This window comes from Lichenibacterium minor, from assembly GCF_004137685.1.
In the GTDB taxonomy this organism is placed as follows: Bacteria; Pseudomonadota; Alphaproteobacteria; order Rhizobiales; family Beijerinckiaceae; genus Lichenihabitans; species Lichenihabitans minor.
The window spans coordinates 1-12,499 of the sequence record NZ_QYBB01000072.1; the positions used below are offsets into that span (position 1 = coordinate 1).

Consider the following 12,499-nt stretch of genomic DNA (forward strand, 5'->3'; position numbering starts at 1 on the left):
TGCCATCCGCCTCACGCTGCGAGGCCAGCCAATCGCCGTGCCGGCCTGAACGGCAGCACGACCTCGTGAGCAATTACGACGTAGCCGTCCACCCCGCAAGTCTACGTAGCGTACGCCATTCCACTGAACAAGGCACGGAACGCTATTCAGCCCGTAAAACCGAAGACATAATCCTGGGGCCGGAGGGTGGCCCTACGACCGGTGAATCACAATTCGATGCGCAGTCGGTAACTCCGGCCAGTCTTCGGCCAAACTGCCGGTCATCGCTCATTCATCAGTCGGATGATCTCCTTGGTGGATGCACTGAGCGCCCTGGTGTCAACCGCAACGGGTTTACCAGGGAAATGCTGGGAGTGACGACAGATTTGGCTTGGCGGCCGGCATGCATACCTCGACTTACAAGGCGTCACCGGGCGCGACCTGTACAATCACTCACGTGCGAGGGGACGTAACCACCGTACGCGCCGCCGCGGTCGTTCGCGCGAGAAAAGAGGAGGCTGGCCAGGTCGGACAGGTTGGGACCGCACCGCCCGTCGTATTGGGCGCCTTCCCGACCCATCTGCTCAAGGCCGGGCCGGCTTAGGGCGACACGCTCCGTCCTACGCCTCTCCCGAGCCGTATGACGCCAGCGGCACGATGGCCCTTTAGCCGTGTATCGCTTCTCCATTAGTCCACCGGCTGCATGGGCCTCAGACCACCCGCCGAGCCGTAGGCATCAGCGACTGGTCATCTTTGGTGCGTCAGCGGCCGGACTTCATCTCCGAGACGGTCTTATTCAGGTGAACATGCTGGTCGACGTGGTCCACCCACGTCAGAGGCACGAAGTGGTGCTCACCATCGGGAGAGGTACTCTTGGCGAGCTTGATGCGGTCGGAGCCTTCCATGTGGTCGACCGTGCCGACCTTGGTGCCGTCGGAGGCGAACACCTCCATGTGCTCCATGATGCGACCGTTGTCGCTGCCCTCCCTGACCCCAAGCACGCCACCAACGTCCGCTGAGACGCGTCCGTCCTCGATCTCCACCTTGGTATGCCGCACGGTGTCGCGGATCGTCTCCGTCCGGTCGTGGACCTCCTTGCGCAAGGAGATCTCCTCGACGACACGCGCCTGCTTGGAGACGACCGCCTCCTCGGCGAACTCCTCAAGCTCGATGGTGCGATCTCGAAACGGGTCATCGGCCATGTCCACGGCACGGTCCACCGGGCGACGGTCGACCTGAACGGTCTCGCTCCGGAGGCTGACCCGCTCGTCGACCACGGTTTCGACGACATGGCTCTGCACGCGAAGCTTGCCGTGGCTGACATCGCGCTTTCCGACTTCGAGCCGTTCCTCATAGACCGATATGACCTCGTCAGACCGGGAGGGGACGACCGCTGGCGAGGGGAGGATCCCCGTCGTGTCCGGACGTCCTTCACCCCGATCCGCTGCCCTGTTCCGACGCTCGACGAGATAGGCCTCCAGATCGCCATCTGCGGCGTCCTTCACTTCGGCGACCGAGATGCCGGCTGCCAAGGCCTCCTCGACGCAGGCCTTGGCCTGATCGTGCGTCTCCGCCTTAGAACCGACGTGGGCTCGATCACCCAGGTACGATTCCACCCACTGCTCCAGCCATTGGGCTACGTCGATGTTCGACATCCTGGTGGCTCCATGATCGATGCCTGGGCTGCGCCGATGCAGCCGTCTTGCACCTGGGCGAAACCCGTTCGAGGATGAAAGGTCCCACGGTCCCGGTTCCGTGGCCCTCGGGCGGACCGGCCCAAGACGTCCCGTCGGAGATGCAGCACCATGGACGAGGAGGTGGATTGAGATGCTGCCGCCGGTATGCCACCTCAAGGGGTCCCGGCCGTCGTCGACGTGCCGCGGGCCCGTTGCGATGAGACGAGAAGGATGACGCCGATGGCCATGTCCCTGTCCGCCGATTTCGACGCCCGACGCGACGCCGAGATGGCGGTGGAACACATCGTCCAGGAGCATGGGATCGACAGGGGGGCCGTGCTGATCGCGCCCGTTTCCGACGAGAACAGCGCGGGCGCCCAGGTCGCGGGCAGCGATACGGAGGATGGGCACGGAAAGGCAGGCGCGACGGGCAGTCCGGCCTTGAGGGGCCGTCTCAGGGTTTCCGTGGAAACCGACGACGAGAAGTCGGAAAAGGTCCTCGCCTCGTTCGCCACCTACGGCGGCCGTCGGGCGAATTGAGGAGAAGGCAAAGCATTGCCCGCGACCAAGCCGGTCGTGGCGATGCTTCGCGGCAGGTCGGGAGCGTCAGCCCCCTCAGAACCCACGCGGTTTGCCCGCGTCGTCGACGGGCACGTAGGTGAACAGCCCCTCGGTCACCTTCTCGGCATCGTTTCCGTCGCGGGTCTGCGACCAAGTCTCGATCTTCACCGTCAAGGATTTCTCGTCCGAGCCGTCCAAGGAGCAGAAGCAGCTCACCTCGTCGCCGACCTCGACGGCATGGATGAAGCGCATGGCCTCGATGCTGCCGGTGACCACCCGTCCCCGACTCCGACGCGCCGCGAACGTCCCTCCGGCGAGGTCCATCTGTGAAAGGATCCAGCCACCGAAAATGGCACCGCTCGCGTTGGTGTCGCATGGCATCGCGACCGTGCGGAGCAGCGGCGCTTCGGGCGGCTGAGAGGGTCGTTCCGTCATGTCGGCATGCTCCCGGTCACGATGCCTTTCGCACGTGGTCGAACCGCAGGGTGCGAAAGGCGAACCTATATTGGGTAGACGGCGGCTGGCAGCGCAAGCCTAGCCCAACAGACAGGACCGATACGGCTGCGAAAAACGAGATCCGCCCTCGCGCGTGGCCCGTGACCCGCGGTGTCGGCTTCGCTCTGCCCGTCGCTCGCGTGTAGGCGGACCGTCGCGACGCTGGCCTGGAGCGACGAGGTATCTTCCTATCTCGGTTCCGCCTAGGTTGCCGGAGTGCCGTTCCGGTCGGTGACCCGACGTGCAGGATATCGGGACGAGGAGGTACGGCGCATGCCGGTTCCTTCCGTCGCTCCCTCAATCAGGCGAGCACGGCCGTGCACGAGTTCTTGCGATACCTGTCCCGACGCCAGTCGACGTTTGCGGTCCGGTACGGCCTCCCGGTGGTCGTCATCGGGCTCCTCAGCCTATTCAGGCAATTCGTGCCGCTCGATACGGCGCCGTTCCTCCTCTACATGCCTGTGATCTTCGTGGTGGGCGTCGCCCTTGGGCGCGGTCCGGCCCTGGTCGGCATGGTCTTGTCTACGGTGTTCGCGGCGTGGTTCTTCTGGCGCGCTCCGCCCTACGGCGAACTCTCGCTTGGCCAAGTGGTCGCCCTCGCGCAGTATATCGTCGTCGGAACCGGCATGGTCCTGGTCTGCGAGGCCCTGCGCAAGGTCGTGACGGACAACGAGGAAGCCCTGCTCGCCATGGCTACCCTGAATGCCGCCCTGACGCAGAGGGAGGCCACGCTCGCCATGGCCAGGGACGAGGCGGAGGTCGCGAGGAATGAGGCGGAAGCCGCGCAAGGCGAGGCCGAGCAGGCCAAGGACGCAGCGCTGTCGGCGAAGACGGAAGCGGAAGTCGCCAAGGACGAGGCGCTCGCCGCCAAGGCGGAGGCCGAGGGGGCGAAGGACGCCGCCGAGGCTGCCAACCAGGCCAAGAGCTCCTTCCTCGCCAACATGAGCCATGAGCTGCGCACGCCGCTGTCCGCCGTCATCGGCTACAGCGAGATGATGGAGGAGGAAGTCGAGGATCTCGGCGAGCAGGGGCTGCTGACCGACCTCGGCAAGATCAAGTCGAACGCCCGCCATCTCCTGAGCCTCATCAACGACGTGCTCGACCTCAGCAAGGTCGAGGCAAACCGCATGGACACTTACGCTGAGGACGTCGAGGTCCGGTCCCTGGTGGAACAGGCCGCGGCGACCGTGGGCGCCCTGGTGGCGCAGAAGGAGAACACCCTCGTCGTCGATATCGCGCCCGACGCCGGAGCCATGCACACCGACGTGGTAAAGCTGCGTCAGTGCCTGTTCAACCTGATGAGCAACGCCTCGAAGTTCACCGAGAAGGGGACCGTCACGCTCCGCGTCCACCGCGAGGGCGAGATGGACGGGGCGGCCCTGGTGTTCGCCGTGTCGGACACTGGCATCGGCATGACGGCCGAGCAGGTTGGGCGCCTGTTCCAGCGGTTCTCCCAGGCCGACGAGTCCACCACGCGTAAGTTCGGCGGCACGGGCCTCGGTCTCGCCCTCACCCGCGGCTTCGCCCATCTCCTCGGCGGCGACATCTCGGTCGAGAGCACCTACGGCAAGGGGACGACCTTCACGCTCCGCCTGCCGGCCTACATGCCCGAGCAGCGCAACTACGAGGACGGGTCTCCCGTGCCAGGACGCGAGGAGGGTGACGAGCGTCAAACCGTGCTGGTCATCGACGACGACACCGCGCAGCTCGACCTCATGGTGAAGTTTCTAGAGCGGCAGGGCTTCCACGTCCGCACCGCCACCAATGCCCAGACCGGGCTTGAGATCGCCCGCATGATTAAGCCGCGTGCCATCACCCTCGACGTGATGATGCCACACGTGGACGGCTGGGCGGTGCTGACCGCGCTGAAGGCGGACCCGGACCTGGCAAAGATCCCGGTCGTCATGGTGACGTTCCACGACGACAGCGGCCTCAGCGCCACGCTCGGCGCCGCCGACCACGTCGACAAGCCGGTGCGCTGGGACAAGCTGAAGGGCGTCATGGAACGTTTCCGCGACGCGGAAGGCGATGTGCTGATCGTCGACGACGACGCGGGCGTGCGGGAACGCCTCAGGGCCACCCTGCTGCGTCAGGGCTGGAGCGTGGTGGAGGCCGTCAACGGGCAGGACGCGCTGGTCAAGGTGATGCACGGGCCGCCGCGCGCCATCCTGCTCGATCTCAACATGCCGGTGATGGACGGGTTTCAATTCCTGCACGACCTACGCGGGAAGCCCGGATGTGCCGACATCCCAGTCATCGTGTTCAGCGCCAGGGACATTTCAGCGGCGGACCGTCGACGGCTGCACGACGCCGACCGCATCTTGACGAAAACGACGAGCCTGCGGGATGTCGCAGCGGAGTTGCGTGTCCTAGTCCCGAGCGCGGGCGACGACCACACCGTGGCCTGAGGAAGGTTCCCCCCCAGCGATGGGGCGCACCGGTGGAAGGACGGGAAGAAGCGATCAATCGGTCCACTGGGCGAGGGCCTCCTCGCCGGCGACCCGTGCGGCGGTCGCGGTCTCGTACTCGCCCTCGCTACCCTTGAGCACGAACGTGCCGAAGCGGCGGATCTCCCATCGAAAGCCCTTGCTGGGTGGCGACGCACGCGAGACGAACACCGTCCTGGCGGAAGCCTAACGGCGTTCGAGGAAAGCCTGTCGCCTCGCGTCGCTTGCCGAGCCGCGGGTTCCCGGATCGTCGAAACACGAACCTTTTCGCTCCGTCATCGATGTTCAGCCCTCGACGAAACAGACCGCAGCTTCGGCCGATACAAGCCGTTGACGGTCGTCCCTTGAGCGCGGCGTGGGCATCAGCGTCGCACGTCCTGCACGACCTTGTCGAAGACCTTGCGGCAGGGGCCCGTCAGCATTGCCCGCTTGGGGCGCATGCAGGCGAGGATGGCTGCCTCGTTCGGTATCGCGTCCGCACAGAGCCTGAAGGCGTCGTCCCTGCACACGGCCTCGGCTTGCGCGCGCAAGGCGGGACTGACGTCCGCTTCGCTGGCGAGCGCCATCGATGGGAGGAGCACCGTGGCGAGGAGAAGGATGGCGGGGCGCAAAGGGTTAATGTCGGGGTCTTCGGGATGGCGTGGATGCACTGGCGCATCGCACGGATGGACGGACTCACGTCCCCTCGGGGTTGGCCGGCTCTGTACCGGTCGCTAGCATGCCGTCGTGCGTTTCCTTGATGGCGTTGAGAACCGCCTCGGGATCCGCGGGTGCCGACATGGCGGCGGCCTCGTCGTCAATGCGGTCGCGAACGTGGGGCATGTCGCGACGCAGTTCCTCCAGCAGCTCGATGATCTTCGCGGCCTTCTGCTCGCTCAGGATGCCGAGTTCGAGCGTCAGTTGTTCCCGGTGGCTGGCGAGCTGATCTTCACGCCGTTGCGTCACCAGGATCAGGATAGTCATGTAAAGCGCTGCCACGCCGGTCGCGCCCTGCAGCCACGCGAAAGGTGGTTCGTCCCAGGGCTTGTGACCCAGGGCGCCCACGGCGAGGTTCACGGCCATCCAGCCGACCATGAGGACGGTCAGCAGCATGAGGGACCGTGGCCGCCCGGCTCCTGCCGTGAGTCGTTCGGCGAGCCTTTGCGAGGTTGTGGCCTCGCCTTGATGCTCGGCATGAAGGCGCGCGATGGCCCGGACCGTGTCGTCGATGTGGGCCGGGAGGATGGGTGCCCGGGTCTCCTCAGGCATCGCCGCCCCCCATCGAAGAGGCGTGGATCAGACCCACTGCGAGGCTTCGTCCGACGTGGGCAACCGGCCGTCCGGCGTGAGCTGGTGAACGGCCTGCGGCAGCACTTGTGACAGATGGCTCATGACGTCGCCGTGCAACATCCCAATGTGGCTCGCCAGTTGATCGATGATGTCGGGCCCGAGAGCCTGCCCGACCTGCTCCGGCGATACCGACGCATTGGCGCCCTCGCCGACCCAGGACTGCGCGGCCGCGCCGTGTCCGTTCTGCTCGAACGACTGCAGCAACTGCCCGAGGCCGCCGGCGAGGCCGCCACCGCCCAGCATGCCGCCGAGGCCACCGGCCTGACCGCCTTGCGCGCCGCCCATCAGGCTACCCAGCATGCCGCCTATGCCGCCACCGGCCGAAGCCGACCCTGCGGCGCCTCCCAGCATGCCGCCCAGGGCGCCGAGCCCTCCGGCTCCGCCACCGGACTTAGCCGCCATGATGGCCATCAGGGCCGGCATGAGCGCCGCCGCGCCGCCGCCCGAGCCGGACGTGGTGGAGTTCACGGATTGACCGCTCACCTGACCCAGAATGCTATCCAGTAGACCCATGGTGTCCTCCCTCGGCGGCAAACGCCGCGCCCTCTTCTGGTGTCGCTTCATCGGCAGACGCCGTACCTTGCCGGTTGAGACGCTCGACGACCGCATGCTGGCGGCGCAAGGTCACGGCCTCGCGCACTGCGTGGCTCTCCAACACGTGGCGGATGTGCACCTCCTCGACGAGGAAGAGCTGCTTGACGACCACGAGGCGCTCCTCCATGACCGGCACGATGGTGGTGTCGCCCTCGGCCCGGGCTTTAGGGGCCTCGACGACGACGCGGCCGACCGGCACTCGCGTGACCTCGACACGGTATCGGTCTAACTCGGCCTCAGCGACCGCCTGAACGACCTCGGTGCGGGTCCCGATCCGCATGCCGCCGGTCGACACACGCAGCTTCGTGACAGTCAGACTCTCCTCGACGACCTGGAGGACATCGTCGCTCTCTGTCGCGACGGAAACGACTTCGGATGTGCCATCCGTGGACGGATCAAGAACGTCGAGGAGGACGGGTTTTCCCGGCTGTTGACCGGGCACTTCTGACGTGTCGGACATGGTCTGACTTCGATCCTGATGAGGGTGACGTGTACAGCCCGGCATCGCTGCCGGGCTGTACACGTCGTGGCCTCCGGCAACGAGCCGGAAACCGTATCTGGATCAGGCTGCCTTCCAGCGACGCATGGCCTCGGCGGCCGCGACGCTCAGCATAGCCTTGCCGTCCACCGACTTCACCAGGTCCGTCGGCAGCAGGTGGTGCTGGCCGCCGGCGGCCGCGTCCATGCGCTTCAGCTTCATCATGGTCCCGTCGATGCGGTCGACGACGCCGACATGCACGCCGTCAGAACCCACGACCTCGACGTCCTTCACGAGCCTCGACATGAATAAGCCCGTCGCCGCGGTGCCCACGGTGCGACCGTCCTCGATATCGACCTTGGTCGAGCGGACGGTGTCGCGGATGGTCTCGGTGCGGTCGGACACGTCCTTGCGGATGCCGATCTCCTCGACGACGCGCGCGGTCTTGCCGACCACCGCCTCCTCGTCGATCTCCTCCATCTCGATGGTGCGCTCCTTGAAGGCATCCGCGTTCAGGGCCGCGACCGGACGGTCGACGGCGTGGCGTTCGATGCTGACCGTCTCGTCGCGCAGGGTGACGTTCTCCGACACCTCACGCTCGACCACGTAGCTGTGCAGGCGAACCTTGCCGCGGCTGACGGCGCGCTTGCCGACGTTGAGGCGCTCCTCAACAACCTGCACCACGTCTTCGGTGCCACGGCCGGCGACGACGGGCTTCGAGGCGACCGGCATTGGGGCCTTGGCGACCGGAGCGACGACAGGCCCCCGGGTGGTGACGACCTCGGTCTCGACGACGCGCGTCGCTGCGGTGTTCCCGGCCAGCGCCATGCCCATGGCGCCGCCTGCGGTGGCCAACGTGGCGGCCGAGGAAGAGGTCGTCGCGGGAGCGCCGGTCCAACCCTCGCTACGCCACGTTTCCTCGTGCTCGTCGAGGTCGATGGAGCCGTGCTCCTCGACGATGGCGATGGCGCGGTCGAGTTGGGCGTCGGTGACGTGGGCGGTCAGCAGCACGTGGCCGCGGCGCACGCCCTCGGCGTAGGTGTGGTGGTCGTCGGTGCCGCCGAACATGTCTTCGAGTGAGGCCCAGAAGCCGGTCTTCTTCGTCGCCGAGGCGGTGTCGTCGCCGTACATGCCGTACTCGTCCCGGGCGCTGTCGGGCGATACGGTGACGTCCGTCGCGGCCACGCCGGAGGTCCGCAGCTTGTTGGCGGCGCTGTCGGCGTAGTCACGGCTCTCATAGAAGGCGGTGATCGTGTGCTTCTGCAGGGTGGAAACCATGGTGTTCCCCTTTGTGGTTCGAGCTGTGGAAAGTCTTGCGGCGAAGCCCGGAAATAGCCCCGCATCCCTAGCTGGGAGCCGAACGGCGCCTGGGCGTCGTTCGGGTTGTCGTTGATGAAGTCAGATCACTTTGCCGAGGTGCCGCGGACGCGCACCTCGCGGATGAACTGCGCCGTGACGGTCGGATCGACCGTGCCGGCCCTACCGCCGAACCAGGCCGCGATGGCGCCGAGGATTAGGGCGAGGCTGCCCAGTAGGGCGCCGCGCGACACGCTCTTCGCCGCGACGTCGGCCGCCTCGGCCGCCTGCTGCTTCGCCTGGGCCGCCTTGTCCCGGAACTGGGTCTCGTAGGCGGAGACGCGGGCGCGGGCCTGGTCGATGGGGATGTTCTGCTGCTTCGCCATCGCCTGGGCGACCTTCTCGCGGGCGTCGGCGATCTGGGCGTCGTCACCGGATACCATGGCCTTGGCGAGCGAGGTGGTCGCATCCTTCATCGCCGCCGCCGTGTCATTGGCGGCCGGAGCCGACAGGGCCTGCTGCATGGCGCCGACCGGGTCGGTACCCTGCGACAGGGCCGGGACGGCCGTCTGAGCCGCGGTGCCAACTGCGTGGCCGACGCCGCCGATGGCGCCGCTGACGGTGTTGAAGGCACCGCCGATGAGGCTGCCGACCGCCGTGGTGAGCAGATAGAAGACGACCAGCGTGGTCAGCGCCCAGGAGGTCAGGCCGTGCCAAGCGCCGGTGGAGGCCTTCGGGCGACCCGACAGGCGGCTCGCGATGTAGCCACCCACGAAGGCCGCGATGATGCCCGACAGCGCCCACCAGATGCCCGCGCCGATGGAGAAGCCACTGGCGGTCGGGTTGTCGCCCGTCATCGGGTTGAGCGTGGAGGCACCGATGCCGACTCCGATCAGGTTGAGGATGAGCTGCGTCACCAGACCGGCGACGACGCCCGCCAGCACGCCACCCCATGACACATTGTTGACCAGGATGGTGCGGGCGTCGTCCTCGGGGCTTACAGGAGTGAGGTTCGGGTCGCCGCGCGTGTGCGAGACGTCTGCGGTGGTGGTCGCCATGAATGGGGGCCTATAGGTGTGCGCGAACTCGTTCCCTCCGGCTGGAAGGTCGATGGATGCGTCGGTTTCGGGAGACGTTGACCGCCGTGTTCACGGGGACGCCCGGTGCGGGCACCCCATGTCAGCGATAACGGCCTAACCGATGTGAATCCAAAAGGGTGCGGGCGAATAATGCTGACCCACTATGCGGCGACGCATTCTCGGCCGTTCAGCACGGAAGCATGGCGCCAACTGCCTCGCCGATGACGGCCAACGTCGCCCTGATACGGGGCGTGGACCGGCTGTCCTTGTGGACGAGGATGCAAATGTCGGCCGGAGGGGGTGGGGTGGGTGTGTCCAGCCACATCAGGGATGGGTCTGGGTCGGCCCTGAAGCGGGCCAGGCAGGCAAGGCCGCCGCCGCTTCGCGCCGCGACGACCAAGGCCTCGTGGCTGCTCGTCTGCAGGCCCGGACGGGCTCGCCCCGCCAGTTCAGCGGCCCAGCGCTCCTGCTCGTCACCGTCGACGTCGTCCAACGACGTCATCAGGCGGTGGCCGGAGCACCTCGCCGTAAAGTCGGGCATTCCGTGGCGCTGCAGGTAGAGAGGAGACGCGTAGAGCCCGAAAGCCATGCGTCCGACCCGGCGCACCACGAGGTCGTTGCGGTCCGAGGGGGCGAGCCGGACCGCGATGTCCGCCTCGCGCATGGACAGGCTGACCTCCAGCGGCTTCGGCACGAGTTCCACCTGGATGTCCGGGTGGTGGTGCTGGAGCGCCACGAAGCAGGGCGCGAGGACGTGGACGGCGAGCGTCTCGGTGCAGGACACCCTGACCCTTCCCTGCAGCTTCTCGTCGTGGCCGCCGACGTTGCGTTCCACCGCGAGGGCCTCGGCCTCGACCCGTTCCGCCTGGTTCCGCACGGTCTCTCCGGCGAGCGTCAGGCGGTAGCCGTCAGGCGTCCTGTGCAGCAGGCGCACGGACAGGTTCTCCTCCAGCGAGGCGAGCCTTCTGCCGACCGTCGACTGCGCGACGCGAAGGTCCTTCGCAGCCGCCGTGAGGCTGCCGTGCCGCGCGACGGCGAGGAAGAAACGCAAGTCGTCCCAATCGAGCAAGACGGCTCCATGCGTTTTCGCTGACCCGGAACGCGTTTTCGGTTCGAGCCGGGGATCGGGTGTCGGAGTTGTACGTCGTTGGCCCTCCTGACGGAAGAGACTGCGTGACAGACCTGACGGACGACGTGTTCCATCTCGACGAGGCCAGGCCGGGCGAGCCGACCTCCGCCCACGCCCGGACCCTTCGCTGCCGCACCATCGCGACGACACAACTCCGGCAACGTCACCACATCCGCGACCTCGCACCCATGGGAAGCGGCGCGGCACAGGCAGGCGACGAAACCCTGCTGAGCGAGGAACAGGAGCCCCACCCCTCCGAAATGCTGCTCGCCGCCTTGGGCGCCTGCCTCACGGTCGGTATCCAGGCCAACGCCGTGGCGCGCGGGATACCCCTCAGGAGATTGGAGGTTCACAGCCACGGCGACGTCGACCCTGCGGCGCTGTGGGGCACCGGTTCCAGGCGGGCGCGGCCACTCGGGTTCCAGTCCATCGCCATCGAAGTGCACATCGACGCCGACGTGCCCCGAGAGGTCCTCAAGGCGCTGGTCGACTACGCCGTCCTCTGGTCACCGGTGGCGAACACGCTCCACGACCCCGTGGACCTCGTCGTCTCGCTGGTGGACCGTCAGGACGGATCGTGACGCTTGACCGATATCGATGACCGTGTCCGGCTCGTAGGTTGGCTCGACGTCATCCTCTCCTATGTTGGTGACGAAGACACGCGCCCGACTACGTGTGCCTCCTCGCGCCTGCCGATAGACCCGCGGGGTCGACGTGAGACCGGGCCGACCAACCTTGGATAGGCGCCGATGAGCGACCAGGACTCGCTCAGACGCCGATCCCTTTGAACAATATGCGAGATGTACGCCCCGGATCGGGAGCCGCCCTTCAGGTCGGGACTGATGGCGCGGTGGCTCGGTACGGCCACATCGGTAGGGGGTTATAACACCCGGCATGGCGCCGTTCCCGAACGCACGTGACGGATCCTCACGACCGTGACCGGAGACCGTGTGCCCGCCCCGCGAATATCAGTGCCCGACGCGTACAAAACCGCTCAACGCCAAGCTCTGCGCCGAGACGCCCGAGAGGCCGGGCAGGACGCAAACGGGGTTGGGTCACCTCCGGGAGAGGCTTCCAGGGCACCGCAGACCGGAGGCTCTCAAAGGCTGAGCGGCATGACGCAGTAGGCGTCAGCCTTCGATGAGCGCCCGGATCTTGGCGGCGAGGTCGTCCATGGCGAAAGGTTTGGTCAAGACCGCCATGCCGGGGTCGAGGTGGCCGTTGCCCACCGCGGCGTTCTCGGCATAGCCGGTGATAAACAGCACTTTGAGTCCCGATTCCCAAACGCGACGCCGCACGCCTGGATCGGTGGACGTGCCGCATCGCCAATTTGCTGGACGGGTCAGGCATACTGCATGGACGCTTCAGACGACCCCACCTACCGACGCGTCGGGACAGCCGCTTCCTTGATGAGGCGTGCCAGCAACTCGGCCATG

At 66.8% G+C, this 12,499-nt stretch carries 14 protein-coding genes and 1 pseudogene; 3 read left to right on the forward strand and 12 right to left on the reverse strand.

The annotated features are described in order from the left end of the window. Positions 1-740: 740 nt before the first annotated feature. Both D3273_RS25840 and D3273_RS29885 read right to left on the reverse strand, forming a co-directional pair. Positions 741-941: a DUF2171 domain-containing protein gene (locus D3273_RS25840; RefSeq protein ID WP_207210907.1), complete on the reverse strand. Its 201-nt coding sequence runs from the start codon at positions 939-941 to the stop codon at positions 741-743. Between the two features lie 84 nt (positions 942-1,025). Then, positions 1,026-1,973, reverse strand: a pseudogene (locus tag D3273_RS29885) (YsnF/AvaK domain-containing protein); the annotation flags it as partial. On the opposite strand from D3273_RS29885, the gene D3273_RS25850 reads away from it, so the two are divergent. Further along, positions 1,896-2,195 (forward strand): hypothetical protein, encoded by a 300-nt coding sequence (locus tag D3273_RS25850; RefSeq protein WP_129229839.1) that lies wholly within the window; start codon positions 1,896-1,898, stop codon positions 2,193-2,195. The pseudogene D3273_RS29885 and the gene D3273_RS25850 sit on opposite strands and share 78 nt — an antisense overlap. A gap of 75 nt (positions 2,196-2,270) precedes the next feature. Here the strand turns inward: D3273_RS25850 and D3273_RS25855 are convergent, their stop codons facing one another. Further along, positions 2,271-2,651 carry an acyl-CoA thioesterase gene (locus D3273_RS25855; RefSeq protein WP_129229840.1) on the reverse strand — a complete coding sequence of 127 codons (381 nt, stop codon included), beginning with the start codon at positions 2,649-2,651 and terminating at the stop codon, positions 2,271-2,273. Positions 2,652-3,028: 377 nt separating this feature from the next. On the opposite strand from D3273_RS25855, the gene D3273_RS25860 reads away from it, so the two are divergent. Next, positions 3,029-5,119 (forward strand): response regulator, encoded by a 2,091-nt coding sequence (locus tag D3273_RS25860; RefSeq protein ID WP_129229841.1) that lies wholly within the window; start codon positions 3,029-3,031, stop codon positions 5,117-5,119. 54 nt (positions 5,120-5,173) lie between these two features. Here D3273_RS25860 and D3273_RS28525 read toward each other — a convergent pair whose 3' ends face one another. From D3273_RS28525 to D3273_RS25895, 8 genes are all read right to left on the reverse strand, one after another. After that, positions 5,174-5,329: a hypothetical protein gene (locus tag D3273_RS28525; RefSeq protein WP_165359701.1), complete on the reverse strand. Its 156-nt coding sequence runs from the start codon at positions 5,327-5,329 to the stop codon at positions 5,174-5,176. Positions 5,330-5,520: 191 nt separating this feature from the next. Further along, positions 5,521-5,724: a hypothetical protein gene (locus D3273_RS25865; RefSeq protein ID WP_129229842.1), complete on the reverse strand. Its 204-nt coding sequence runs from the start codon at positions 5,722-5,724 to the stop codon at positions 5,521-5,523. Between the two features lie 109 nt (positions 5,725-5,833). After that, positions 5,834-6,406, reverse strand: a complete 573-nt coding sequence (locus D3273_RS25870) for a DUF1003 domain-containing protein (protein WP_129229843.1) — start codon at positions 6,404-6,406, stop codon at positions 5,834-5,836. Positions 6,407-6,433: 27 nt separating this feature from the next. Continuing rightward, positions 6,434-7,000: a YidB family protein gene (locus D3273_RS25875; RefSeq protein WP_165359702.1), complete on the reverse strand. Its 567-nt coding sequence runs from the start codon at positions 6,998-7,000 to the stop codon at positions 6,434-6,436. Next, entirely contained in the window at positions 6,984-7,541 is a 558-nt protein-coding gene (locus D3273_RS25880; RefSeq protein ID WP_165359703.1) for a YsnF/AvaK domain-containing protein, read from the reverse strand. The genes D3273_RS25875 and D3273_RS25880 overlap by 17 nt, the downstream gene beginning before the upstream one ends. A 102-nt stretch (positions 7,542-7,643) precedes the next feature. Continuing rightward, a complete protein-coding gene (locus D3273_RS25885) occupies positions 7,644-8,837 on the reverse strand; it encodes a DUF2382 domain-containing protein (RefSeq protein WP_129229846.1) in 1,194 nt (397 codons plus the stop codon). Positions 8,838-8,962: 125 nt separating this feature from the next. Continuing rightward, positions 8,963-9,913, reverse strand: a complete 951-nt coding sequence (locus D3273_RS25890; RefSeq protein ID WP_129229847.1) for a PhnA-like protein — start codon at positions 9,911-9,913, stop codon at positions 8,963-8,965. Between the two features lie 208 nt (positions 9,914-10,121). Next, positions 10,122-11,003: a LysR family transcriptional regulator gene (locus D3273_RS25895; RefSeq protein WP_129229848.1), complete on the reverse strand. Its 882-nt coding sequence runs from the start codon at positions 11,001-11,003 to the stop codon at positions 10,122-10,124. Between the two features lie 104 nt (positions 11,004-11,107). Here D3273_RS25895 and D3273_RS25900 point away from each other — a divergent pair, with 104 nt between their 5' ends. Further along, positions 11,108-11,644, forward strand: a complete 537-nt coding sequence (locus tag D3273_RS25900) for an OsmC family protein (RefSeq protein ID WP_129229849.1) — start codon at positions 11,108-11,110, stop codon at positions 11,642-11,644. 549 nt (positions 11,645-12,193) lie between these two features. On the opposite strand, the gene D3273_RS29750 is transcribed toward D3273_RS25900, so the two are convergent. Then, a complete protein-coding gene (locus D3273_RS29750; protein WP_281011418.1) occupies positions 12,194-12,328 on the reverse strand; it encodes a response regulator in 135 nt (44 codons plus the stop codon). Positions 12,329-12,499 lie beyond the last annotated feature (171 nt).

Coding starts and splice junctions, on each gene's coding strand:
- D3273_RS25840 (WP_207210907.1), bottom strand. CDS start 941: ATGGAGCACATGGAGGTGTTCGCCTCCGACGGCACCAAGGTCGGCACG.
- D3273_RS25875 (WP_165359702.1), bottom strand. CDS start 7,000: ATGGGTCTACTGGATAGCATTCTGGGTCAGGTGAGCGGTCAATCCGTG.
- D3273_RS25855 (WP_129229840.1), bottom strand. CDS start 2,651: ATGACGGAACGACCCTCTCAGCCGCCCGAAGCGCCGCTGCTCCGCACG.
- D3273_RS25865 (WP_129229842.1), bottom strand. CDS start 5,724: ATGGCGCTCGCCAGCGAAGCGGACGTCAGTCCCGCCTTGCGCGCGCAA.
- D3273_RS25885 (WP_129229846.1), bottom strand. CDS start 8,837: ATGGTTTCCACCCTGCAGAAGCACACGATCACCGCCTTCTATGAGAGC.
- D3273_RS25880 (WP_165359703.1), bottom strand. CDS start 7,541: ATGTCCGACACGTCAGAAGTGCCCGGTCAACAGCCGGGAAAACCCGTC.
- D3273_RS25870 (WP_129229843.1), bottom strand. CDS start 6,406: ATGCCTGAGGAGACCCGGGCACCCATCCTCCCGGCCCACATCGACGAC.
- D3273_RS25890 (WP_129229847.1), bottom strand. CDS start 9,913: ATGGCGACCACCACCGCAGACGTCTCGCACACGCGCGGCGACCCGAAC.
- D3273_RS25850 (WP_129229839.1), top strand. CDS start 1,896: ATGGCCATGTCCCTGTCCGCCGATTTCGACGCCCGACGCGACGCCGAG.